The 23,908-nt window shown below is 73.9% G+C and carries 19 protein-coding genes, 1 pseudogene and 1 riboswitch; of the genes and pseudogenes, 8 read left to right on the top strand and 12 right to left on the bottom strand.

Annotated features, from left to right (window positions below):
* Positions 1 to 53: 53 nt before the first annotated feature.
* Both metE and ACFQ8Y_RS13255 read right to left on the bottom strand, forming a co-directional pair.
* Positions 54 to 2,447, bottom strand: coding sequence for a 5-methyltetrahydropteroyltriglutamate--homocysteine S-methyltransferase (gene metE / locus ACFQ8Y_RS13260; RefSeq protein ID WP_430585732.1), 2,394 nt, complete (start codon positions 2,445 to 2,447; stop codon positions 54 to 56).
* Between the two features lie 25 nt (positions 2,448 to 2,472).
* A complete protein-coding gene (locus ACFQ8Y_RS13255; RefSeq protein WP_430562632.1) occupies positions 2,473 to 3,519 on the bottom strand; it encodes a methylenetetrahydrofolate reductase in 1,047 nt (348 codons plus the stop codon).
* 5 nt (positions 3,520 to 3,524) lie between these two features.
* A riboswitch (SAM riboswitch) is annotated at positions 3,525 to 3,631 on the bottom strand.
* A 76-nt stretch (positions 3,632 to 3,707) separates the two neighbouring features.
* On the opposite strand from ACFQ8Y_RS13255, the pseudogene ACFQ8Y_RS13250 reads away from it, so the two are divergent.
* Positions 3,708 to 4,004: pseudogene (locus tag ACFQ8Y_RS13250) on the top strand (HAD-IC family P-type ATPase); the annotation flags it as partial.
* Between the two features lie 16 nt (positions 4,005 to 4,020).
* Here ACFQ8Y_RS13250 and ACFQ8Y_RS13245 read toward each other — a convergent pair.
* The 3 genes from ACFQ8Y_RS13245 to ACFQ8Y_RS13235 are packed head-to-tail and all read right to left on the bottom strand — an operon-like array spanning position 4,021 to position 7,463.
* Positions 4,021 to 4,920 (bottom strand): NADP-dependent oxidoreductase, encoded by a 900-nt coding sequence (locus tag ACFQ8Y_RS13245; protein WP_430562631.1) that lies wholly within the window; start codon positions 4,918 to 4,920, stop codon positions 4,021 to 4,023.
* Positions 4,921 to 4,960: 40 nt separating this feature from the next.
* Positions 4,961 to 5,209, bottom strand: coding sequence for a YbdD/YjiX family protein (locus ACFQ8Y_RS13240; protein WP_430585731.1), 249 nt, complete (start codon positions 5,207 to 5,209; stop codon positions 4,961 to 4,963).
* Complete coding sequence (locus ACFQ8Y_RS13235; protein WP_430550808.1) at positions 5,193 to 7,463, bottom strand: carbon starvation CstA family protein; 2,271 nt, start codon at positions 7,461 to 7,463, stop codon at positions 5,193 to 5,195. The genes ACFQ8Y_RS13240 and ACFQ8Y_RS13235 overlap by 17 nt, the downstream gene beginning before the upstream one ends.
* Before the next feature lie 155 nt (positions 7,464 to 7,618).
* Between ACFQ8Y_RS13235 and ACFQ8Y_RS13230 the strand changes: the two genes are divergently transcribed.
* A complete protein-coding gene (locus ACFQ8Y_RS13230; protein WP_430585730.1) occupies positions 7,619 to 8,881 on the top strand; it encodes an NYN domain-containing protein in 1,263 nt (420 codons plus the stop codon).
* 19 nt (positions 8,882 to 8,900) lie between these two features.
* On the opposite strand, the gene ACFQ8Y_RS13225 is transcribed toward ACFQ8Y_RS13230, so the two are convergent.
* Entirely contained in the window at positions 8,901 to 9,743 is an 843-nt protein-coding gene (locus ACFQ8Y_RS13225) for an alpha/beta fold hydrolase (protein ID WP_430585729.1), read from the bottom strand.
* 108 nt (positions 9,744 to 9,851) lie between these two features.
* Between ACFQ8Y_RS13225 and ACFQ8Y_RS13220 the strand changes: the two genes are divergently transcribed.
* From ACFQ8Y_RS13220 to ACFQ8Y_RS13210, 3 genes are read left to right on the top strand one after another with little or no spacing between them, the layout of a single operon-like run.
* Positions 9,852 to 10,421 carry a TetR/AcrR family transcriptional regulator gene (locus ACFQ8Y_RS13220; RefSeq protein ID WP_430550811.1) on the top strand — a complete coding sequence of 190 codons (570 nt, stop codon included), beginning with the start codon at positions 9,852 to 9,854 and terminating at the stop codon, positions 10,419 to 10,421.
* Between the two features lie 60 nt (positions 10,422 to 10,481).
* Positions 10,482 to 11,129, top strand: a complete 648-nt coding sequence (locus tag ACFQ8Y_RS13215) for a lysophospholipid acyltransferase family protein (protein ID WP_429762715.1) — start codon at positions 10,482 to 10,484, stop codon at positions 11,127 to 11,129.
* The gene (locus ACFQ8Y_RS13210) at positions 11,126 to 11,833 is read left to right on the top strand and encodes a ubiquinone/menaquinone biosynthesis methyltransferase (RefSeq protein ID WP_430585728.1); all 708 of its coding nucleotides are present in this window, start codon (positions 11,126 to 11,128) and stop codon (positions 11,831 to 11,833) included. The genes ACFQ8Y_RS13215 and ACFQ8Y_RS13210 overlap by 4 nt, the downstream gene beginning before the upstream one ends.
* A 344-nt stretch (positions 11,834 to 12,177) precedes the next feature.
* Here the strand turns inward: ACFQ8Y_RS13210 and ACFQ8Y_RS13205 are convergent, their stop codons facing one another.
* On the bottom strand, positions 12,178 to 12,519 hold the full coding sequence (locus tag ACFQ8Y_RS13205; protein WP_430585727.1) for a hypothetical protein: 342 nt from the start codon (positions 12,517 to 12,519) through the stop codon (positions 12,178 to 12,180).
* Positions 12,489 to 13,202, bottom strand: a complete 714-nt coding sequence (locus ACFQ8Y_RS13200; protein WP_430585726.1) for a helix-turn-helix domain-containing protein — start codon at positions 13,200 to 13,202, stop codon at positions 12,489 to 12,491. Before ACFQ8Y_RS13200 ends, ACFQ8Y_RS13205 begins: the two co-directional genes overlap by 31 nt.
* 171 nt (positions 13,203 to 13,373) lie before the next feature.
* Here ACFQ8Y_RS13200 and ACFQ8Y_RS13195 point away from each other — a divergent pair, with 171 nt between their 5' ends.
* From ACFQ8Y_RS13195 to ACFQ8Y_RS13185, 3 genes are all read left to right on the top strand, one after another.
* The gene (locus ACFQ8Y_RS13195; RefSeq protein ID WP_430585725.1) at positions 13,374 to 14,687 is read left to right on the top strand and encodes a sensor histidine kinase; all 1,314 of its coding nucleotides are present in this window, start codon (positions 13,374 to 13,376) and stop codon (positions 14,685 to 14,687) included.
* A 7-nt stretch (positions 14,688 to 14,694) separates the two neighbouring features.
* A complete protein-coding gene (locus ACFQ8Y_RS13190; protein ID WP_430585724.1) occupies positions 14,695 to 15,063 on the top strand; it encodes a hypothetical protein in 369 nt (122 codons plus the stop codon).
* Positions 15,064 to 15,130: 67 nt separating this feature from the next.
* Entirely contained in the window at positions 15,131 to 15,820 is a 690-nt protein-coding gene (locus ACFQ8Y_RS13185) for a response regulator (RefSeq protein ID WP_430550816.1), read from the top strand.
* Here ACFQ8Y_RS13185 and ACFQ8Y_RS13180 read toward each other — a convergent pair.
* The 4 genes from ACFQ8Y_RS13180 to ACFQ8Y_RS13165 all read right to left on the bottom strand — a co-directional run bounded on the left by ACFQ8Y_RS13180 (position 15,784) and on the right by ACFQ8Y_RS13165 (position 23,653).
* Complete coding sequence (locus ACFQ8Y_RS13180) at positions 15,784 to 16,293, bottom strand: VanZ family protein (RefSeq protein WP_430562624.1); 510 nt, start codon at positions 16,291 to 16,293, stop codon at positions 15,784 to 15,786. The two genes, ACFQ8Y_RS13185 and ACFQ8Y_RS13180, sit on opposite strands and share 37 nt — an antisense overlap.
* 303 nt (positions 16,294 to 16,596) lie before the next feature.
* Positions 16,597 to 17,664 (bottom strand): App1 family protein, encoded by a 1,068-nt coding sequence (locus tag ACFQ8Y_RS13175; protein WP_430585723.1) that lies wholly within the window; start codon positions 17,662 to 17,664, stop codon positions 16,597 to 16,599.
* Positions 17,665 to 17,711: 47 nt separating this feature from the next.
* Positions 17,712 to 21,380: an alpha-glucuronidase family glycosyl hydrolase gene (locus tag ACFQ8Y_RS13170; protein ID WP_430585722.1), complete on the bottom strand. Its 3,669-nt coding sequence runs from the start codon at positions 21,378 to 21,380 to the stop codon at positions 17,712 to 17,714.
* Positions 21,377 to 23,653 carry a family 43 glycosylhydrolase gene (locus tag ACFQ8Y_RS13165; protein ID WP_430585721.1) on the bottom strand — a complete coding sequence of 759 codons (2,277 nt, stop codon included), beginning with the start codon at positions 23,651 to 23,653 and terminating at the stop codon, positions 21,377 to 21,379. The genes ACFQ8Y_RS13170 and ACFQ8Y_RS13165 overlap by 4 nt, the downstream gene beginning before the upstream one ends.
* Positions 23,654 to 23,908 lie beyond the last annotated feature (255 nt).

The following is a 23,908-nucleotide window of genomic DNA, read 5'->3' as shown; positions in this document are numbered from 1 at the left end:
GGTGCGCACGTTCTGAACGCTCAGAACGTGCGCAACCGCATGGTCGGCAGGGGTCAGAGGGTCGCGCGGACCTCGCGGGCGGCGGCGACGAGGTGGGCGAGCGCCGGCTCGACCTCCGCGTACCGGCGGGTCTTCAGCCCGCAGTCGGGGTTGACCCACACCAGCGCCGGGTCGATCGCCTTGACGGCGAGCGTCAGCAGCTCGGTGACCTCGGCAGGCGACGGCACGCGCGGGGAGTGGATGTCGTAGACGCCCGGCCCGATGCCGCGCGAGTACCCGGCGTCGGCGAGCTCGGGCACGATCTCCATCCGCGAGCGGGCCGCCTCCACCGACGTGACGTCGGCGTCGAGGCCGTCGATCGCGCCGATGACCTCGCCGAACTCCGAGTAGCACAGGTGCGTGTGGACCTGCGTCGCCGCCTCGACGCCCGACGTCGCGAGCCGGAACGACCCGACCGACCAGTCGAGGTAGGCGGGCTGGTCGGCGCGGCGCAGCGGCAGCAGCTCGCGCAGCGCGGGCTCGTCCACCTGCACGATGCCGATGCCCGCGGCCTCCAGGTCCGCGATCTCGTCGCGCAGGGCCAGGCCCACCTGGTTCGCGGTGTCGCCGAGCGGCTGGTCGTCGCGCACGAACGACCACGCGAGGATCGTCACCGGTCCGGTGAGCATGCCCTTGACCGGCTTGTCGGTGAGCGACGCCGTGTACGCGGACCACTCGACGGTGATCGGCGCCGGGCGCTGCACGTCCCCCCACAGGATCGGCGGGCGCACGCACCGCGAGCCGTACGACTGCACCCAGCCGTTCGCCGTCACCGCGAACCCGTCGAGCTGCTCGGCGAAGTACTGCACCATGTCGTTGCGCTCGGGCTCGCCGTGCACCAGCACGTCGAGGCCCAGCTCCTCCTGCAGCGTCACGACGCGCCCGATCTCCTCCCGCATCGCGACGGAGTAGTCGGCGTCGGCGAGCTCGCCCTTGGTCCACGCGGCGCGGGCCTTGCGGATCTCGGGGGTCTGCGGGAACGAGCCGATCGTCGTCGTGGGCAGCGGCGGCAGGTTCAGCCGCGCGGCCTGGGCGGCCGCGCGCTCCGCGTACGGGCCGCGGGCGAAGTCGGCGTCGGTGAGCGCCGCGGCGCGGTCGCGCACCTCGGGCACGACGACGCCGGCCGCCGTCGCGCGCGAGGCCACGGCCGCGGACGACGCGGCGAGCGCGTCCTCGACGGCCGCGCGACCGTCCGTGAGGGCGCGGGCCAGGGTCGCGACCTCGCCCACCTTCTGGTCGGCGAACGCCAGCCAGTCGCGCAGGCGCGGGTCGAGGGTGGTGCCCGCCGCGTGCTGGTCGTACACCTCGTCCTCGACGTCGTGCGGCACGTGCAGCAGCGACGTCGACGTGCCGACGGCGAGGGCGACGGCGCCGAGGCCCCGCAGCGACTCGACCGCGTCGAGCTTGGCGGCCAGGTCGGCCCGCCACACGTTGTGGCCGTCGATCACCCCGGCGACGAGGGTCTTGCCCTCGAGGCCCGGCACCGGCCCGGCGGGCACGGCGCCCTTGACCAGGTCGATCGCGATCGCGTCGACGTCGGTCGCGGCGAGGAGCGCGAGGGCGTCCTCGTGCAGGCCGCCGAACGGCGCCGTCACCAGGATCGCGGGCCGCTCGCCGTCGGCATCATCGGTGGCCGTCGCGAGGTCGGTCGCCAGCGCGCGGTAGGCGGACGCGATCGCCGCGTGCAGGCGCTCGGCGGGCACGTCGAGCGAGTCGGTGACGAGCGCGGGCTCGTCGAGCTGCACCCACGGCACCCCGACCGCTGCCAGCGCGCGCAGCAGGTCGGCGTACGCGGCGACGACGTCGTCGAGCCGGTCGAGCGGGTGGAACCCGTCGCCCGCCTCGTCGGCCGCCTTGGACAGGGCGAGGAACGTCACCGGGCCCACGAGCACGGGGCGCGTGGTGACGCCGGCCTCCTTGGCCTCGGCGTACTCGCGCACGATGCGGTGGTCGGCGAACGAGACCGGCGTCGTCTCGCTGATCTCGGGGACCAGGTAGTGGTAGTTGGTGTCGAACCACTTGGTCATCTCGAGCGGGGCGTCCTCGCCGCGGCCGCGGGCCACGGTGAAGTAGCCGTCGAGCTCGAGCGAGCCGTCCTCGTCGTCGAGCAGGTCGCGGAACCGCTCGGGGACGGCGCCGAGCAGCGCGACGACGTCGAGCACCTGGTCGTAGTAGGAGAACGACCCCGGCACGGAGCCGTCGTCGGGGTTCAGCCCGAGCTCGACGAGGCGGCGGGCGGTCTCGCGGCGCAGCGCGCCGGCCGTGACCTCCAGGTCGACGGCGTCGGTGCGCCCGGCCCAGAACGACTCGACGGCCTTCTTGAGCTCGCGGCGACGCCCGATGCGGGGGTAGCCGAGGATCGTGCCGCCGGGAAATGCCGCGGCGGGGGTGGTGCTGGTGGTGGACATGAGCACTCCAGAGTTCGGGCTCCGCTCAGACGGCGGGAGCCTGGGTCGGGATGCTCGGTACCCACGGCCTTCTGGCCAGGTCCGCGCCGTCCGACGTGACGTCGGCCGGCGCCGGTCCGCCGAGGTGGACACCCTCGAGCAGGTCCAGAGCGGGACGGTACTTGTTGAACGTGTACACGTGGATGCCGGGGGCGCCCGCGTCGAGCACGCGCTGGGCGAGCTCGACGGCGCGCGCGGTCCCGTAGGCGTGCTGCGCCTCCGGGTCCCCCGCGGCGTCGAGCGCGTCCAGCAGGTGCCGGGGCGCGCGGACGCCGGTGAGCTCCTCGACGCGACGGAGCCGGCGCGGCTCGGTCGTGGGCAGCTGCCCCGCGAGGATCGGGATCGTCACCCCGGCCGCGCGGGCCTCGGCGACGAAGTCGGTGTAGGAGTCGGCCTCGTAGAACAGCTGCGTGATGGCGAAGCTCGCCCCCGCGTCCTGCTTCTCCTTGAGGCGCCGGACCTCCTGGGCCCGGGTGGTGCCGGCCTGCACGTTGCCGTCGACGAACGTCGCGACGGCGATCGTCATCGGGCGGGCGGCGCCGCGCAGTGCGGCCCCGGGGTCGGTCGCGCAGCGCCGCGCCTCGACCTCGCGCAGCAGGTGCACGAGCTCGATCGAGGATGCGACGCCGTCGGCGGGCGGCTCCCAGTCAGGCTGGTCCTTCGGCGGGTCGCCGCGCAGGGCGAGGAACGCGCGGGTGCCGGCGTCGAGGAAGTCGTCGATGACGGCGGACACGTCCTCGCGGTGCGCGCCCACGCAGGTCAGGTGCGCCACCGGCAGGACGGGCGTGCCCTCGAGCAGGGTCGCGACGACCTGGCGGGCGGTCGCCCGGTCACCGCCGCCCGCGCCGTACGTCACGGACATGAAGTCCGGTCGTGCGGCGACGAGCCGGCGCGCCGTCTCCCAGAACTTGGGCGCGGCGTCCGGCCGGCGCGGCGGCATGAGCTCGAACGAGACCGTCGGGCGTGCCGGCAGCGCCGGGTGAACTGCCGGCTGAGCTGCCGGGGTGGGCGAAAAGGATGCCTCTGCGACCATGCGTCACTCCATCGATCCTGGCGTGAGCACCTTCGTCCTCGGGAGGCTTCCGTCGGAGAACGGGTTGCTGCGGCGTCGTCGAGCCAGGACTCTCGGCCGCTCTGGATGGCTGTCACGCGATCGTACGCAGCATCCGCGATACGGGCGAGGATGAGACCGCCTGCTGAGACGATCGCGGATGCCGGGCGGGCATCCGCACCGTGATGGTCACCGGCGACAACCCGCTGACCGCCGCGGCCATCGCGGCCGAGGCCGGCGTGGACGACTACCTCGCCGAGGCGACGCCCGAGGACAAGCTGGAGCTCATCCGGCGCGAGCAGGAGGGCGGCAGCCTCGTCGCGATGACCGGGGACGGCACCAACGACGCCCCCGCGCTCGCGCAGGCCGACGTGGGCGTCGCGATGAACTCGGGCACGTCGGCCGCGAAGGAGGCCGGCAACATGGTCGACCTCGACTCCGACCCCACCAAGCTCATCGACGTGGTCGGCGGGAACGCCCTGCTCAGGGCACCAGCACGACCTTGCCGCCGGCTTGGCCGCTCTCGACCAGGGCGTGCGCACGAGGCGCGTCGGCCAGCGGGAGCACCGCGCCGACGGTGGTCACGAGGTCGCCGCGGGCGAGGGCGTCGACGGCCTCGGCGAGCTCTCCGGCGTCGCGCTCGGACCGCCAGCTGGCCTCGACGCCGAGGTCTGCCGCGGCGTCGTCGGCGATGGTGACGATGCGCTCGGTGCCGCCGCGCAGGGTGATCGAGTCGGGCAGCACGCCCGCGCCGGTGGTGTCGAGGACGGCGTCCACGCCGTCGGGGGCGAGGGCGCGGACCCGCTCCACGAGCCCTGCGCCGTAGGTGGTGGGTGTCGCGCCGAGGGCGGCGACGCGCTCCTGGTTCCGCGGCGACGCCGTACCGATCACGCGGGCGCCGCGGCGCACGGCGAGCTGGACGGCCAGCTCGCCCACCGACCCCGAGGCGCCGTGCACGAGCAGCGTCTCGCCGGGCCGGACGTCGAGGAGGCGCAGCACGCGGGTCGCGGTCTCGGCGGCGACGGGGAGCGTGACGGCGTCGGTCGCGGCGAGCCCGGCGGGCACGCGGGCGAAGACCGACGTCCGGGCGAGCTCGGCGTACCCGCCGCCGACGGCGAAGCCCACGACGCGGTCGCCGGGCGCGACGCCGGCCACGCCGTCCCCGACCTGGTCGACGACCCCCGCCACCTCCAGGCCCGGCACGACGGGCGACGTCGGCGGCGGGCCGCCGGTCGTGCCGGCGCGGGACTTCACGTCCCAGCCGTTGACGGCCGCGGCCTCGACGCGCACGCGCACCTGGCCGGGCCCGGCCTGAGGGTCGGGGGCGTCGGCGAGATGCAGCACCTCGGGGCCGCCGTGGGACTCGAACACGATCGCACGCACGCGCCCATCCTGGCCCGGCCGGCACCGTCGCGCGCGCCGCTCAGCAGCAGCGCGAGCCGGGGTTGCGGTCCTGCTCCGCGTAGTGCTCCCGCCAGAACTCGCGCTCGCCCATCGGCGCGCGGCCGGGGTGGGCCGACCGCTCGTGCGCGACGTACGTCGCGTAGGCGTCGTCGCCCATCACCTGGCGCACGTACCAGCGCAGGCTCGCCCACCCCGCCGACGCCGCCCGGGCCAGCGCCCGGGCGACGTCGTGCACCCTGCCGGTGCGGGGCTCAGTGGTGCCCGGCACCGCTGGACTCCCGCAGGCCGGCGTCGGCCCACTCCTTCTCGATCCGCTTCTCGGTCGACGAGGCGAACAGGCCGGCCGGGGCGAACCGGCGCGACGCGACGGGCGCGTCCTCGTGGTTCTCGCCGCCGCCGGTGCGGAACGCCTTGATCGTCACGACCAGCGACGCGAGGATCACGACGATCGACAGCACCACGAACACGATCGACAGGGTGCCCTGCACGAAGGTGTTGCGGACCACGGCCTCCATGGCCGCGACGTCGGGCGCGGTGCCGAACGACGTCTCGCCGGCGGCGAGCGCGTCCTTGAACGCCCGGTGCTGCGCCCAGTACCCCACCGCGGGCACGTCCGAGAAGATCTTCTCGAACGACGCCCAGATGGTGATCAGCGCGGTGAAGGCCAGCGGCAGGGCCACGATCCACAGCCACCGCCAGTACGCGCGGCCCCGCTTCGCGACGATGGCGAGCACGACGGCGAGCGCGATCGCGGCCAGCAGCTGGTTCGCGATGCCGAACAGCGGGAAGAACGTGTTGATGCCGCCGAGGGGGTCGGTGACGCCCAGATACAGGATCGTGCCCCAGCCCGCGACCATGATCGCGGTGCAGACCCACACCCCGGGTCGCCAGCTCATGTCCTTGAACCGCGGTGCCACGTTGCCGATGGTGTCCTGCAGCATGAAGCGGGCCACGCGGGTACCGGCGTCGACCGCGGTGAGGATGAACAGCGCCTCGAACATGATCGCGAAGTGGTACCAGAAGCCCATCATCGCGGTGCCGCCCACCAGCTGGTGCATGATGTGCGCCAGCCCGAGCGCGAGCGTCGGGGCGCCGCCGGTGCGGGACACGATCGACGGCTCGCCCACCTGGGTCGCCAGGGTGCTGAGCATGTCGGGCGTGAGGTTGACGCCGGCGAGGCCGAGCGAGTTCACGAACGCGACCGCGCCCTCGATGGTGCCGCCGGTGGCGGCCGCCGAGGAGTTCATCGCGAAGTACACGCCGCGGTCGATCGAGATCGCGGCGACCAGCGCCATGATCGCGACGAACGACTCCATGAGCATGCCGCCGTAGCCGATGAAGCGCGTCTGGCGCTCCTTCTCCACGAGCTTCGGCGTCGTGCCCGACGAGATGAGCGCGTGGAACCCGGACAGGGCGCCGCACGCGATCGTCACGAAGAGGAACGGCCAGAGGTTGCCGGACACCACCGGGCCGGTCTCGCCGCTCGCGAACTCGCTGATCGCGGGCACGTTGATCTCGGGCCGCACGATGACGACGGCGCCGGCGAGCACCACGATGACGCCCACCTTCATGAAGGTGGACAGGTAGTCGCGCGGGGCGAGCAGCAGCCACACGGGCAGGACGGCGGCCACGAAGCCGTAGACGATGACGCCGACGGCGATGGTGGTGCGGTCGAGGTGGAAGAACTCCGCGCCCCACGCGGTGTCGGCCACCATGCCGCCGCCGACGATCGCGGCGAGCAGCAGGACGAAGCCGATGAGGGAGACCTCGGTGATCTTGCCCGGGCGCAGGTACCGCAGGTAGACGCCCATGAAGAGGGCGATCGGGATCGTCATGGAGACGCTGAACACGCCCCACGGGCTCTCGCCGAGGGCGTTGACGACCACGAGGGCGAGGATCGCCACGATGATGATCATGATCAGCAGGGACGCGACGATCGCGGCCACGCCGCCGATGCGGCCCAGCTCCTCGCGCGCCATCTGGCCGATGGTGCGGCCGCCGCGGCGCATGGAGAAGAACAGCACCGTGTAGTCCTGCACGGCGCCCGCGAGCACCACGCCGACGATGATCCAGATGGTGCCCGGCAGGTACCCCATCTGCGCGGCGAGCACCGGGCCCACCAGCGGGCCGGCGCCGGCGATGGCGGCGAAGTGGTGGCCGAACAGCACGCGGCGGTCGGTGGGGACGAAGTCCTTGCCGTCCTCGCGTGTCTCGGCGGGGGTGGCGCGGCGGTCGTCGGGGCGGGTGATGTACCGCTCGATGACCTTCGAGTAGAAGCGGTACCCGATGAGGTACGTGCACACCGACGCGAAGACGAACCAGATGGCGTTGATGGTCTCGCCGCGCACCAGCGCGATCATGACCCACGCGACGCCACCGAGCAGCGCGATCGCCGCCCAGAGCGCGATCTTCGCGGGCGTCCAGCGGGGCTTCAGGTCCTCGGCGGGAACCGCCGTCGGGGGGAGCGCGGGGTCGGGGACGATCTCGTCCGTCGCCGTGGTGGCTCCGGGATCTGCTGACAAGGTGAGCCTCCAAGGCGTCGCGTCGGCGGGACCCGACACAGGATAGGGGGTGAAGAAAGGGTGACGGAACGCCCGGAGCCTGGACGGTGTGGCGGCGGCCGTGGTAACCCGGCCTGGTCCCGCGGCGGAGCACGCGACGCCGTAGCCTGACGTGCATGGACACCGAAGAGCGCCTCGCCGTCTTCCTCGACTACGAGAACCTGGCGCTCGGCGCCCGCGACCACCTGGGCGGCATGCAGTTCGACTTCAAGCCCATCGCCGACGCGCTCGCCGTCCGCGGCCGCGTGGTGGTGCGGCGCGCGTACGCGGACTGGTCGTACTTCGACGAGGACCGGCGGATGCTGACCCGCCACCAGGTCGAGCTCATCGAGATGACGCAGCGGATGGGCGCGTCCCGCAAGAACGCCGCCGACATCAAGATGGTGGTCGACGCGATCGAGATGGCGTTCGAGCGCGAGTACATCACCACGTTCGTCATGTGCACGGGCGACTCCGACTTCTCCCCCCTCGTCCACAAGCTGCGCGAGCTCGACAAGAAGGTCATCGGCGTCGGGGTGGAGAACTCCACCTCCCGCCTGCTGCCGCCGGCGTGCGACGAGTTCCTCTTCTACGACCGGCTCGAGGGCGTCGACGTGCCCGACGAGTCCGAGGCGCCCGCCCCGAAGCGTTCCGGTCGGGGCGCCGGCAAGGGTTCCGCGCGGTCCGGTGGCGGCCGTGGCGGCCGCGCGAAGGCCCCGGCCCCCGCGGAGGCGCCGGTCGAGACCCCTGACGAGACCCCGTCGGAGGCGCCCGCCGAGACCGCGACCGCGGCGTCGGGCACGACGACGCGCGGCCGCCGCAAGAAGGCGCCGACGGCGGAGGCCCCCGTCGTCGAGCCGGTCGTGGAGCCGGCCGCCGAGCGCGAGGCCGACGTCGAGCAGGAGGACGCCGCGGCCTCCGCGGGCGAGGACGCGCCGATGGAGGTCAGGGTGGCGCAGACGCTCGCCGACCTGCTGGCCTCGACGAGCGGCTCGGTCACGGCGTCGATGCTCAAGCGCACCCTGGTGCGCAAGGACCCCACGTTCAGCGAGTCCGACTACGGCTTCCGCACCTTCGGGGAGTTCCTGCGCTTCCTGGCGGACCGCGACTTCGTCGTGCTGTCCGCAGGCCCGTCGACCGGTGACCCGGAGGTGGCGCTGCCGGAGCAGCAGGACACCGAGGGCGCGTTCGACCTGCTGCGCCAGGTGGTGCGCGACGCGGGCGGCAGCGCGCCGTTGTCCGGGCTGAAGAACGAGGTGCGCAAGCGCCGCCCCGACTTCTCGGAGAAGGCGCTCGGCTACCGCGGGTTCCTGCAGTTCGCGAAGGGTGCTGCTGCCGCCGGCGCCGTCGCCCTCGCGTGGGACGACGACGCCGACGACTACCTGCTGACCGCGAGCTGATCGCCCGCGTGGGTCGGGCTCAGCGCCCGACGAACGCGAGCAGCGCGGCGTTGACCTCGTCCGCGTGCGTCCACAGCAGGCCGTGCGGTGCGCCCTCGACCTCGACGTACTCGGCGTCGGGCACGGCGGAGTGGAAGCGCCGGCCCGAGGCGTCGATCGGCAGGATGTTGTCCTTCGTGCCGTGCAGGATCAGCGTTGGCTTGCCCGCGTCGCGCACGGCCTCGACGTCGGGCCGGAAGTCCTCGATCCAGGTGGGGACGACGGCGTAGGCGGCGACGGGCGCCGAGCCCACCGCGGTGATCCAGTTGGCGCGCACGACCTCCTCGGAGATCCGCGTGCCGAGGTTCTCGTCGAGGTTGTAGAAGTCCTTGTAGAACTGCGTGAACCAGGCGTAGCGGTCGCCGCGGGCGGCGTCCACGATGCCGTCGAACACGGACTGCGGCACGCCCTCGGGGTTGTCGTCGCGCTGCACCAGGAACGGCTCGAGCGACGCGAGGAACGCGAGCTTGGCGACCCGCTCGTGCCCGTGGTTGCGGACGTACCGGGCGAGCTCGCCGGTGCCCATGGAGAAGCCCACGAGCACGACGTCCCGCAGGTCGAGCGTGGTCAGGACGGTGTCGAGGTCCTTCGCGAACGTGTCGTAGTCGTACCCGGAGCCGACCTTGCTCGACGCGCCGAAGCCGCGGCGGTCGTAGGTGATGACGCGGTACCCGGCGGCGAGGAGCTCGCGGGTCTGGAGCTCCCAGCTGTGCCCGTCGAGCGGGTACCCGTGCACGAGGACGACCGGCTGACCGGAGCCCTGGTCCTCGTAGTAGAGCTCGACGGCCGTGCTGTTCTCCTGCCCGACGGTGATGTAGCCCATGGTGCGCCCCTTCGAAGGAGGGGGAGAACGGTCGTTCTCCCGTTGTTCGCTACAGTAGAGAACGATGGTTCTCCCCGCAAGGGGAGGGCGGCGACGAGAGGGTGAACGATGCTCGACGAGAAGGCGGCGCGCGACGCGGTGGTCGTGGCCGCCGACCGGCTGTTCTACGCGCGCGGCGTCCAGGCCGTGGGCATGGACGCCGTGCGCGCCGAGGCCGGGGTGTCCCTCAAGCGGATCTACGGGCTCTTCCAGTCCAAGGAGGACCTGGTGGTCGCGGTGCTCGCCCTGCGCACCCGGCAGTGGACGCAGGGGGTGGAGCGCGCGGCCGCGACGGCCACCACGCCGCGCGACCGGATCCTCAGCGTCTTCGACTTCCTCGACGCCTGGTTCCGGGAGGACGGGTTCCGCGGGTGCGCGTTCATCAACTCCTTCGGCGAGCTCGGCGCCACCTCGCCCCGCATCGCGGAGGCCGTGCGGGGGCACAAGGAGGCGTTCCGGGAGCACGTCCTCGCCCTCGTCCGCGAGGCCGGGCTGCCCGACGCCGTCGCGCTGCAGGTCGTGCTGCTCGCCGAGGGCGCGCAGACCACCGCCGCGATCACCCACGACGTCGGCGTCGCCCGCGAGGCACGCCGCGCCGCCGAGTCGCTGCTCGCCGCGGAGACGGCGCGAACGCCCTGATCACACGCCCGCGAGGGCGGCCTCGGCGGGCCAGGGCGGAGCAGGGGGCACAATGGTGCGGTGACCTATCGGTTCCTGCGCCTCGTCCTGTCGCTCCTGGTGTACGTGCTCCTGCGCCCCCAGGTGACGGGACTGCACAACATCCCGCGGCGCGGTCCGGTGATCCTCGCGAGCAACCACCTGTCGTTCATCGACTCGATCATCATCCCGCTCGTCGTGCCCCGGCACGTCACCTTCATCGCCAAGGCGGAGTACTGGACGGGCCGAGGTCTCAAGGGCCGCGTCTCCCGCTGGTTCTTCACCACGATGGGCCACATCCCCGTGGACCGCGAGGACCCGCGCGCCGGCCAGCGGTCGCTCGACGACGCGCTCGTCGTGCTCAAGCGCGGCGGCGCCTTCGGCATCTACCCCGAGGGCACCCGCTCCCGCGACGGCAAGCTGCACCAGGGGCACACCGGCGTCGCCTGGCTGGCGCTCGCCGGCTCGGCGCCCGTCGTCCCGGTGGCCCTGCGCGGCACCGACAAGGTGCAGCCCGTCGGCAAGCGGCTCCCGCGGCCGACCCGCGGCATCCAGGTGCACTTCGGCGCCCCGATCGACCCGTCGCGCCAGCTCACGGCCGGCGCCCGCCCGGCCCAGGTGCGTCGTGAGCTGACCGACCACGTGATGTCGTCCATCCACAAGATGAGCGGCCAGGAGCTCGCCGCGTGACCCACCCCTCGCCCCCGTCTCGATCGAAGGGCGAGGAGGTGCAGCGCCTCTTCGACACGGTCCCCGGCTACTACGACCGGATGAACCGCCTCATGACGATGGGGCGGCACGCCGCCTGGTGCCGCGACGTCGCGCGCCGCGCGCAGGTCCCCGCGGGCGGGTCGCTGCTCGACATCGCCACCGGCACCGGCGTCATCGCCCTCGAGGCGGCCCGCCAGTACCCGGGAGCCACCGTCCACGGCGTCGACTTCTCCGAGGGGATGCTGGAGGGCGCGCGCGCCAAGCCAGGCGCCGACGCCGTGACCTGGCAGTTCGCCGACGCCAACGCCCTGCCCTACGACGACGCGTCGTTCGACGCGGTCACCCACGGCTACCTGCTGCGCAACGTCGAGGACGCCGAGCGCGTGCTCGCCGAGCAGCTGCGCGTGCTGAGGCCCGGCGGCCGTCTCGTGCTGCTGGAGACCTGCCCGCCGCGCGGACTGCTGCGAGTCCCCGTCACGCTGGGCGTCAAGGTCGTCGTGCCGCTGCTGGGGCAGCTCGTGGCCCGCGACAAGAAGTCGTACACCTACCTCGAGGAGAGCACCCTCGGGTTCATGTCCCCCGAGCAGGTCGCCTCGATCCTGTGGCGGCTCGGCTTCGACGACGTCACCTGGCGCCGCCGGTTCCTCGGCACCCACATGATCGTGAGCGCCCGCAAGCCGTAACGGCGGCCTTCATCACCAGCGACCCCAGGACGTTCGGCCGGGGAACGAAGCCTCGCGTGCCATCGGTGAGCGACACCCTGAGAAGTTCCGACCGCGCGAGCGCCTGTTGCACGGCCGGGAGTTCGACGCTCCGGCGGCGGTTGACGGCCCTGGGCACTGACTTCTGGCGGCCGGCCTCCTCGGGAACCATCAGGTCGATCCTCGAGGAGTCGAGCTCCCACCGGTAGGACAGCTGCTCTCCCGAGGCGAGCGATGTCGGCGTCACGTCCTGGTAGCCGAGCTTCCCCAACGCCCGGGTCACTTCTCGCAGGCCTTCACGGCGAGTGAAGACGTTGATCGCTACGTCAGCGTCTTCCGTGGCCCGCATGACCGGTACGCCCGTGCTCGATGCAGTGCAGCATCACCGCCAGGCCGCCCACGAGAGTCCACGGGCCAGGCACGGTCTCCTCGATCAGGGTGAGCAGGGCCAGGCGATCGTCGTGTGTTGCCGGTGCCTGCCGTACGAGGCCGACCAGCTCCCGCAGGGTGCTGCCGTCGGGTGTGGCTGAGGCAAGCAGAAGCGCCGCCTCGTTCTCGTCCAGCCGGGTCAGCGTCACCAGGATCCGGAGGAGTCCGTCGTCATCAGTCACCACGCCGCGTGGCACCGTGCCGTCCGTCATTGCGCCGGGCGCCGGCTGACGCGCCACGACGCCTCCTGCTCCACGTGGAGGATCAGGTCCTCGCCTGCAGCGCGAGCACGCGGGTCGTCCTCCAGCATGAGATCGCGCGCCACGATGAGGCGAAAGGCGTTCCGGCCGTCGGCACTGATGCGGTCGACGTCCGCACCAGGCACGGAGATCGTCACATTGCCAGCACTCGAGCGCAGCAGCCCGAGCCCGCGCGTGAGCTCGATGGCGACGTCGGCGTTGGCGACCCACACGTCCGCGCCTGGCGCGCCGGTGAGCCTGTCGCCCACCACGTTCGTCGCCGACGCCCCGGTGCGCACGGTGTGCGGGCTGTCCAGGAGCGCGTCGACCTGCGCGGGCCCCGCACGAAAACGCGCGCGCGCCCCGGCGGCAGCAAGCTGCGCGCGCCACGCGCCCGTGGGCGCCGCTTCACTGCTCAGACGGGCGCGCAGCCGCGACAGCTCGTCCGCACGCAGCCACGTGGGCCGCACCCCGTCCCCGAGCGCCGCGGCTGCCCATGCGATGCGTGGTGACATGGCGCGTACGTGCTTGGGCCGGTACCGGCGGGCGAACGCATCGACGTCTCGCTCGGACAGGACGTAGACGCCGCCGACCTTCTCGGCCGGCAGGGCGCCGGCCTTGATGAGGCTGCGCACGCGGCGGTCGGTCACGCCGAGGTCGCGTGCCACGTCGGCCACTGCCATACCCATGACACTGATGATCCGCTTCCGGTATATCAGTGTCAAGATCTACGTCCTGCTCGCCGTCGTCCTGATCACCGCGGCGGCGCGGCGAGCAGCACGACGTGCAGTGCCTGATGCGCGGTCCCCCGGGCGGGGGAGGCGCCGCGCCGCGCCGGTCGGCAGACTGGCGGCATGCCGGGGCGGACGACGACGGGTGGGCGGCGCACGTTGCGCTGGGCGCTGTCGCCGCTGACCAGCGCGTCGACCGTCCGGGCGGGCGTGTACCTCGTCATCGGCGGCGTGCTGGCGGGGGCCTACTTCGCGCTCGCGGCCGGGTTCGTGCAGATGTTCGCCGACCCGGCGACGCCGCGTGTCGCCGTCGGGGTGCTGGCGCTGCTGACGGCGGTCATCGTGGGGGCGCCGCCGTTCCTCGCCCCCGTGCGGGCGCTGGAGGTCGCCGCCGTGCGGACGTTCCTCGACGTCGACGCCCGCACCCTGCCCGATCCCGTCGGTGCGCCCACCGTCGCGACCCGCTGGCGCGGGGCCGCCTGGTTCGCGCTGCACCTCGTGCTCGGCGCCCTGGTCACGGTGGGGCTGCTGGTCGCCGTGCCGCTCGCCACGCAGCTCGTGCTGTCCGCCTTCGGCGTCGACCGGGCGTTCCTCGTGCAGATGGGCCCGACGTTCGCCGCCAACCCCGCCGGATGGCTGGCGCTCGGCGTGCTGGCGCTGGTCGCGCTGCCGTACGGCACGGCGCTCGCGCGACGCCTGCTGCGGCAGTCGGCCGAGCCGCTGCTCGGTCCGGACCAGACGGCGCGGATCGCGGAGCTCGAGGCGCGGGCGGACCGGCTCGCCGAGCGCGGCCGCCTCGCCCGCGAGCTGCACGACTCCGTGGGCCACGCGCTGACGGTCACCACGCTCCAGGCGGCGGCCGCCGCACGCCAGGTCGAGACGGACCCGGACGCCGCCCGGCGGTCGCTCGCCGCCATCGAGGAGGCGGGCCGGAGCGCGATGGCGGACCTCGACCACGTGCTCGGGCTGCTGCGCGGCGGCGAGGCGGCCGCGGGAACTCACCGCGCGCCCGCCCGGTCGCTGGACGACCTGCCCGCCCTCGTCGACGACGCCCGGCACGCCGGGACCGACGTCCGCCTCGACCTGGACGCCAGCACCGCCGGCTCGCTGCCGCGCGCGACGTCGCACGAGGCGTACCGCGTGGTGCAGGAGGCGCTGACCAACGCCGTCCGGCACGCCCCGGGCCGGCCCGTGACGGTGCGGGTGTCCGTCGACGACCGCACCCTCGACGTCGCGGTGGCGAACCCGCTGCCCGCCACGCCGTCGCCGGCCACGCCGTCGCCCGCCCCGCCGTCGCCCGGCGGCGGCCGCGGGCTGCACGGGATGGCCGAGCGGGTCCGCCTGCTGCGCGGCGAGCTCGAGGCCGGGCCGCGCGACGGCTCCTGGGTGGTGCGGGCGCGATTTCCCGTCGACCGGGAACGCGGTGCCTCGGCATGATCGCGCGATGGACGAGCTCTTCGGTGGGGACTGCGCGGCCTGCGGCCACCCGTGGTCGTGGCACCCGGTCGCCCTCGCCGGCCTGCGCGGATGCGTCCTCTGTGTCGAGGAGGAGGACCACGACCAGCGGGACGACATCTGCGCCCATTGGCCGCCGGACGCCGAGATTCCCGCCGCCGAGGTCGTCCGCGCCACGGTGCGCCGCGGACGCTGGGGGTGGGGCCGACTGACGTTCGTCCTGCCCGACGGCAGTACCTGGGCGGTCGCGCGCCGTGGACACTGGACGGTGCCCGACGACGTCGGACGGGTCGAGCACGAGCTGGTGACCACGACCCTCGGCGCGTTCTGGGAGCGGCACTACCTCGGGTTCCGCTGAGCCGTGCGCCACGCCGCCCGCGCCGGCGCCGGTCCGTGTCCGCCGGCGATGCGGCAGGATCGACGGCGTGACCGTGCCTACCGACACCGCCGTCGTCCGCGTCGTCCTCGTCGACGACGAGCCGCTGGTGCGCGCGGGCCTGCGCGTCATCCTCGACACGGAGCCGGACCTGGAGGTCGTGGGGGAGGCGGGCGACGGGTCCGAGGTGCCGCAGGTGGTGGCGCAGGCCCGGCCCGACGTGGTGCTCATGGACGTGCGCATGCCGCGGGTGGACGGGATCGCGGCCACGCGGGCGGTGGTGGGGGCGGGCCGACCGGGCGAGCGCGCGCCGCGCGTGCTGGTGCTGACCACGTTCGAGAACGACGACCACGTGCTCGACGCCCTGCACGCGGGCGCGCAGGGGTTCCTGCTGAAGCGGGCCCGTCCCGACGACGTGGTGCACGCGGTGCGGCTGGTGGCGCGCGGCGACTCCCTCCTGTTCCCGGACGCCGTCCGGCGCCTGGTCGCCGCGCACGGCCCGGGCGGCTCGGCCGGGGACGCCCTCCGGTCGGCCGGCCTCACCGAGCGCGAGGCGGAGGTGCTGCGGCTCGTCGCCGCCGGACTGTCGAACGCGGAGATCGCGGGCGAGCTGTACCTCGGCGTCGAGACGGTGCGCACGCACGTCGGCAACGTCCTCGCGAAGCTGCAGGTGCGCGACCGCACGCAGGCGGTCGTGCGGGCCTACGAGTCCGGGTTCGTGCCGGTCGGTCGGGACTGAGCCCGCCGCCGCCACCGGTGGAGCGCCGCCGCGGCGAGGAGAGCGCCCGCCGCGGCCCCGATCGTGTTCGACAGCCAGTCGTTCGTGTCGCAGGACCGGCCGATCGCGGGCACCAGCGCCTGGACCGCCTCGATCGCCGCGGAGGTGGCCGACCCCGCGAGCAGCGCGAGCACCGGCCGGCGGAGCGCCACGGCCGCCAGGTAGACCGGCGGCACGAACAGGACGACGTTCGCCAGCAGCTCGACCCGGCCCGGCGTGGGCAGCGCCCAGCCCACGGCGCACCGCTCGAACAGCTCCCGGTCCACGGGCACCAGCGTCAGCAGCGCGACCGGGACGAGCGACAGCGCGGCCAGGACGGCGGCCGCCCGCGGTCGGTCCGCGAGCCACGGCCCGGCGAGCCATCCCACGGCCGCCAGGGCGACCAGCGCGACGGGGGACAGCCACGGGTGGGCGACGAGGACGGTCGAGATCACGGGCCCCAGTATCCCGGCGCTCGCGGCTCGCCGACCTTCTCGATCAGCCCGGCGGTTGCGTCGTTGCCCGCCTCGCAGACGAGGTCGGAGTCGTCCATCCCGGCCGCGCCGCGAGGCGGCGGACCCGCAGCACCGCGACGACGACGGCGACGAGCGATCCGACGACGGGCAGCACGGCGGCCATGACGACGACCGTGATGCGTTGCAGCCGGCTGAGGTGACGGTCCGTCGTCGCCCACAGGGCAGAGGCGAGTCCGAGACCCCAGACGGCGAGGAGCAGACCTTCGACGGTGTTGACGGACATCATCGGAGGACCTCGGCCAGTCGGGCGCCGAGCGCCGTGCCGTCAGCGCCGTGCACCAGCGGCGCACCGGGGGCCGGTCGGTCGCCGGCGGCGCGCGGGCGGGCACCGTCGACCTGCCGGATGGCGATGGCGACGACCCGCCCCGGCCAGCGCGCGGACGCGCGGACGTACACGTCCTCGTCGAGCTGCCCGGCGTCGCCGACCAGCAGCCACCGCACCCGGGGGAACGCGACCATGAGCCGGTCGAGGCTGTCGCCCTTGTGCTGCGGGCCGCTGCGGAACCAGCCGGTCTGCGTCGGCCCCCAGTCGGTGAGCAGCAGCGGGCCGGGCGGGAAGCCGTGCCGGTCGAGGAAGCGGGCCAGCGTGCCCGCGGTGTTCCACGCGCCGTTGGACAGGTAGACGAACGGCGCGTCGGGGTGCTCGGCGGCGAGCCGTCGGTACAGCTCCGGCATCCCGGGGACGGGACGACGGGCGCTCGCGCGGGTGACGAACGTGTTCCACGCCGCGACGAACGGCCGCGGGACGGCCGTGACCATCGTCGTGTCGTCGATGTCGCTCACGACGCCGAACGTCGCGTCGTCGCCGACCACGACGACGGGCGCGGTGACCGGGGCGGCGACGTCGGCCCCGGTGCGCAGGGCGGTCAGGGTCGCGTCGTGCCGGCCGGGCGGCAGGGGGGCGTCGTCGGGCAGCGCCACCTCGACGTCGACGTACCCGGCGCGGTCGGTCACGACGTCGACGACGGCGCCGCCCACGGCGACACGTACCGGCTCGCCGGGCGCCGGCAGCGTGAGGTAGCTCCGCAGCGGGCGCCGGTCCGCGTGCTGGACCGGGGAGAGCGGACCCCGCACGCGCGACGGCGGCACCAGCAGCACCCGCGCCAGCACCCGCACGCCGCGCGGCGTGCCGTATCCCGTGGACGCGAGCACGCGCGGCACCCACCCGCGGCGGCGCAGGAACGCCCCCGCCACGGCGCACCACCAGTCCTCGACCACCGCCGCGACGTGCGGTCGCTGCGTGGGTCTCGCGTCGGAGTGCTGCGTGGCGGGGGCGTGCGGGCCGGGCATGTCCCGATCGTCCCTGCTCCGGGCCGGTCGCGCCCGTCGTCGCGTGTTCAGACCACGACCAGCGCCGCGATCCGCCACAGCCCGTTGAGCGTGGACCCCACGATGTCGAGGTCCGCGCCGCGGCCCGACGCTCCGCCGTCCAGCTCGAACGAGAACCAGACGAACGACCGGCTCGGCAGGCTGGTGTCGCCGGAGGCGCCGAGCACCGTGCCGCCCTCGGAGATCGTGGTGATCCCCGCGTCGGTGAGCGAGTCGCCGCTGAGCACCCACACGGTGTGCTTCCCCGCGGGCACGGGGATCCGCAGCGAGCTCGGCTTCACCTTCTGCATCACGATGTCGCGACGCAGGGCGTCGGCGTTGCCGCGGTCGCGGTGGTCCGGCTTGTCGCCGGTCCACCCGTACCCGGCGTCCTCGGAGAACACGTCCTGCGGGGAGAGGCGGGTGTATCCGGCCACGAGCGGGCTGGACGGGGTGCCCGCGTCGAACGCCAGGGCGGCGTCGTCGGCGTGCGGGGTGGTGATGACCTCGACCGCGCGGCCGCGCTCGACCTCCTCGTCGCCGATGGTCAGGCGCACCTCGACGACGGCGAGGGTGGGCGCGGCCGGGGGAGTGGCGGCCACCGTCACCTCGGCGTCCTGTCCGGCGGGCACCGTGACGGTCGTGTCCGAGGCGGTCCAGCCGTCGGGGACGACCAGCGACGCCGTGACCTCGCGGTCCGCGGTGCCCGTGTTGCGCACCTGGACGGTGACGTCGTTCGGGCGGCCCGTCCACCACACCGGCTCCGCGATGGCCCGCAGCGCGAGCAGCGACGGCTCCGGCGCGTCGGCGTCCGCGATCGTGAGCGCGGTGAGGCGCCACGGCCCGCCCTGTCCCGTGAGGGTGAGGTCCGCCGTCCGGCCCTCGGCGCCGCCGTCGAGCGGGACGTCGAGCCACGCGAACGCGCCGGCGTCGAGCTTCTCGCCGGTGGCGACCGTGGTGCCGTCCACGGCGACCCGGGTGGCGGAGGCCGCGGACCCGGTGTCGCCGACCAGCAGTCGCGCGGTGTGGGTGCCCGGTGGCACCGCGACCCGGAGCACCCGCGCGGAGCTGTGGAACAGGTGGTCGCGCAGCAGGGGGTCGCCGCCGCGGTCGCGGGCCGAGGGGGCGGAGCCCACCCACCCGAACCCGGCCGCCTCGGACCACGCCGACGCGGGCGTCAGGGCCGTGTACCCCGGCGCCGGCACGCTGCCCGCGGGGCCGCCGTTGAGCGCCAGGTGGCAGCGGGCGCCCGCGGGCGCCACGACCAGCGTGGTGCCCCGCCCGTCGAGCCGCTGCAGCGCCGGCGCCACGTCGACGTCGAACGGGACCGCGTCCGCCTCGAGCGGCGGCGTGACCGGCACGTCCACCTCGACGGTCTCCGCGGACGCCGCGCGCCGCGTCGCCGGCTCCGTGGCCCAGCCCGACGGCGCGGTCAGCGTGACCGTCGTGTCGTGCGCCCGTGCGGAGGCGTTGGTGACCGCGACCGGCAGCAGGTTCTGCCGGCCGCCGAGCAGCAGGCGCGACCCGGCCGGCGCCACCTGGAGCCACTCGCGCCGCTCGTCGACCACGCGCCCCTGGTCGAAGAAGAACCCGACCACGACGTCGCGCCACAGCGTGGCGTGCGCGACCTGCGCCGCGAAGCTCGCCGCGACGTCGTCGTGCCGCTGCGCGTCGACCTTCCCGGCCAGCGACCGCCACGCGTCCGCGAACCCGGCGGCGTGCTCCACGCCGGTGAAGTGGGTGTCGTACAGGTGCTGGATGACGGTCTTGCCGGACCGCAGCCCGTGGCCGTACGGCACCCAGTGCATGAAGAGGAGCAGCTCGTCCGGGCACTCCTCGAGGGAGCCGTAGACGTCCGCCCACCCCGGCGGGTAGAGGCCGGTGAACCCGCTCCCGGTGGCCGCGGTGCGGTCGAACCCGGTGCCCTCCGACGTCGTGTGGTGCGACTGGTAAAGGGTGCTCAGGGGGTCCGGGTCGAGGTGCGACCCGCCCGGGTTGGTGAGGTACCCGAGCCCGAGCGGCGACGAGTAGTCCTCGTAGGTCGCGCGCGAGCGCATCAGCACGTCGACCACGGTGGCCGTGACCACGTCGTCGGTGCCGAAGGTCAGGCGCACCCACTCGGTGGCGAGGTCGCGCGGGTCGGCCCCCGGGTCCCAGCACAGCCGCCCGAAGGCGTACGTGTTGGCGGCGCCGAGCTGGTAGCCGGTCCAGTCCCGGTCGTCGCCGAAGCTGCTCACCCCGGCGATGCCGGCGTGCCGCGCCTCGACCGGTCCCGCGGTCACGACGTCCGCCACGGTGGGCCCCGTGCCCGGGCCGCCGGTCCGGAACGAGAGCACCTCCCGCCACATCGGGGCGAGGTAGCAGGCGTGGATCTCGTGGCCCGTGTACTCCTGCGTGAGCTGGAGCTCGAGCATCTGGTGGGTGTCGCGGAGCTCGCCGAACAGCGGGTGCACGGGCTCGCGCACCTGGAAGTCGATCGGCCCGTACTTGGTCTGCACGATGACGTTGTCGTCGAACTCGCCGTCCAGCGGCGCGAACTGCCGGTACTGGTACTCCGCCCAGTCGCCGAAGTCCTCGTGCACGAAGCTGCGCCAGATGATGAGCCCGTCGTGCGGCGCGAGCGCCTCGGCCAGCATGTTCGCGCCCTCGGCGTGGGTGCGCCCGTAGTCCAGCGGGCCGGGGCGTCCCTCCGAGTTCGCCTTGACCAGGAACCCGCCGAAGCCGGGCAGGGCCGCCACGATCTCGGCGCACTTGTCCCGCCACCAGGCCCGGACGCGAGCGTCGGCCGGGTCGGCGGTGGTGATCGGGTCGGCGTCGTCCGCCGTGAGGAGCATCGGGCCGGCGTAGTTCACCGACACCCACAGCGAGATCCCCCACGACGCGAACAGCTCCGCCAGGGGCGCGAGCCGGGGCAGCATGTCGCTCGTGATAAAGCCGACGTTGGCGTTGACGTTGTTGACCACCGAGGCGTTGACGCCGACCGACGCCATGGCCCGCGCGTAGTCGACCACCCGGTCGGAGACCTCCGGCAGGGCGTCCCAGTCGAAGATCGACGTGCCGGCGTACCCGCGCTCGATGGACCCGTCGAGGTTGTCCCAGTGGTTCATCATGCGCAGCGGGGTGCGCGGGGACTCGTCGGCGGACAGCCTCGCCAGCGGCGTCTCGAGCTGCAGCAGCCGGACCAGGTGGAACGCCCCGGCGAGGACGCCGCGATCGGTGTTGCCCGCGACCACCACGCGCCGTCCGCCGCCCGGAAGCCCCGTCGTCGTGATGACGAAGCCCTGGTCGCCGACCTTCTTCAGGCGCCCCCGGCCCACGCTGGTGCGCACGACCGACGACCCCTCGAGCGTGCCGAGGACGACGGCGGCGCGGGCGGCGCCCGTCGTCGCGGGCGCCGTCCCGATGAGGCCCTCGATCGCGCGCCGCACCTCCGCCTCGGCGTTCGCCAGCACCGCGCCCGCACCCTGCCGGGCCACGCTGGTGAGCGCGGCCCGGTACTCGCGCAGGCGGCCGGGGTCGGCCGTGAGGTGGTAGCGGAGCCACAGGTCGTAGCCGTCCTCGTCCGCGAGCCCCGCCGGGGCGGCGAGCGCGGTGGCGGCGCCCCAGGGCGCCATCGTCGCGGCGAACGCGAGGGCGGACGCCTGCAGCACGGAGCGTCGGGAGACCTCGCGCTCCCGCGCGATCCCGTGGCCGCTCACCTGTAGAACCGCACGTAGTCGAACTCCGCGGTCAGGCCCTTGCCGGCGAGGGAGACGAGGCCGATCCGCGGCTCCTGCCCGGCGGGCAGGTGCCAGGCCCCGCCCCACACGTAGTGCTGGCCGTCGCGGCTCGTCGCCGCCCGGAACAGGTGCTCGCCGGTCTTCGGGTCCACCGTGTGCCGCAGGCGGAGCCACATGGTGTCGGCCGACGGGCCGATCTGCATCTCCGGCCAGCTGTCGCGGTCGCGGCCGATCCACAGGAACACCTGCCGCGACGGGCCGGTGCGCGTGGGTGCCAGGTGGATGGAGTCCGCCGGGCTCTGGAACGCGATGAGGCCGGCCTGGCTGCGGCCGTCGGGGGCGTCGGTGATCGGCAGGTGCAGCTTGGTCTCCGCCGTGTACGTGCCGGTCGGGGCGTCGCGCAGCAGCGCCGACGCCATCGTGCCCTTGCCGGAGAAGTCCGCGTCCTGCGTGGGCCACACGTACTCGCCGTCCGCGACCTTGCCGTCGGCCGGGCCGAACCACGACCAGCCGTCGAGGTCCGCGTCGTCGAACTCCTCGCCGTACTCCGTGAGCTCCGGCCCGACCTCCGGGTCGGCCACCTTCTCGGTCACCGGCGTGTAGAGCGTGGTGACGCCCACGTTGTCGGCCTCGCCAGAGCCCCGCGTGGACGCGACGCCGCCGCGGTCCCACGAGCGCGGCACGTCGACCGACAGCTCGGCCAGCGGGATGCCGAGCAGGTCCGCGCTGATCTCCACGTCGGCCCTGCCGTCGCGGACCTGCGCGGTGAGGGAGTGCCAGGTGCTCAGGTCGACGCCGTCGTCCAGGCGCACCGTCCTCTTCTGCACGACGGCGCCGTGCCGGGTCAGCTCGACGGACAGCCGGCCGGAGGCGTCGAGCCAGGCGACCGCGTGGTCCCTGGACCCGTCCGACGCGAGCACCAGTCCCACGCGGCCCGCGTCGTCGCGCAGCCGGACGTCGGCCTCGATCCGCACGTCGCCCTTCGGAGCCTTGCGGGGCAGCAGCAGCTGCGGGGCCGCGCCGCGGCTCTGCGGGCGGGCGTACCCGCCGGAGTCGGCGTCGGTGCCCGTGGTCCACCTGCCCGCGCCGACGGCGTCGAAGCCGCGCAGGCCGTCGGAGAAGTCGCTGCCGGCGTCCCACGCGGCCACGGGCGCGGTCTCGACGTCGTCGCTGGTCCACTCTCCGGCGCGCACCGTGGGCCAGCCGTCGATCCAGTCGAGGCGGTCCATGACGGCGGGCCGCCCGCCCCAGCTCGGGTCGGTCTCCGTACGGTCGAAGCCGTTGGTGAGGATCCAGTCCTGGCCGGACTTGTCCACCACGTTGGCCGAGTGCCCCGTGGACACCCACCGGTTGCCGTTGGGAGAGTTGACGATCGTGCCGCCCAGGTGCAGGCCGGTGAGCCCCACGCCCTCGGCGTCGACGAACGGGCCCATCGGGTCCTTGGCCCGGCCCACGAACACCGGGTAGGCGCCGTCGGCCTTCGCACAGCACCCGAGGCCCGAGTAGAAGAGGTAGAACCAGCCGTCGCGCTTCACGACGTACGGGGCTTCGCCGCGACGGGCGCCGACCACCTGCACCGAGTCGCCCACGACCTCGGTGCCGTCGTCGTTCAGGTGCACGGCCTGGATGCCGCCGTCCTTGAACGAGCCGTAGTAGAGGTACTTCTGCCCGTCGTCGTCGACGAAGACGGCCGGGTCGATCTGGTTGACCACCTTGTCCTGGTAGTCGTAGGGCAGCACCGGGTGGCCGATGTCCGTCCAGGGGCCGGCCGGGTCGTCCGCGGTCGCCAGCGCGATCGTGTTCTCGTCGTTGCCCGCCACCGAGTAGTAGAGGTAGTACTTCCCGTCGATGTACCGGACGTCGGGCGCCCAGTAGTACGTGGTGGCGAAGTCGCGCCACTCCGGGTGGTTGTCCGGCCCGAAGACCTCACCCACGTACTCCCAGCTCACCAGGTCCTTCGACCGGGTGATCGGCATGAAGTACTGGTCCTCCCAGGGGCCGCCCTGGTTGTCCTTGCGCATGCTCGTCTGGGTCGCGTACGCGTACCAGTACCCGTCCTTGCCGCGGATGATCGACGGGTCGGAGAACGCGTCCGCCAGGTCGTCCATGACGTGGTTCCGGTAGGTGCCGGGTGCGTCGTCGGGGTCGGCCGAGGCGGTGACGCCCGACGACGCGACGAGACCGACCGACGCGGTCACCGCGACCAGCAGGGCGGCGACCCTCCCGCGGCGAAGCGTGGTAGCTCGTGACATGGGTGGGACAACTCCTTCTGCAGGGCCGGGACGGCTGTGTCCCGGACAGGTGAGGGTGTTGCTGCGCCGCGGCGCGCCGATGCGCCGAGCGGGTGGTGCCGAGCGGGTGGTGCCGAGCAGGGTGGGGCGCCCCGCGGGGGCCCCCCCCCGGGGGTGAAAGGGGCGTGTAGGGGGGCGGGACCGAGGCGGAACACAGGCGGGGGGGTATAAAAAAAAGAAGCGGCCCACCCCGTAGGTGGGGGTGGTAAGGGGGGT

The organism is Isoptericola sp. NPDC056605 (assembly GCF_042792795.1).
In the GTDB taxonomy this organism is placed as follows: Bacteria; Actinomycetota; Actinomycetes; order Actinomycetales; family Cellulomonadaceae; genus Isoptericola.
The sequence above is the reverse complement of the archived record's forward strand: the minus strand, read 5'-3'. Positions and strand labels throughout refer to the sequence as shown.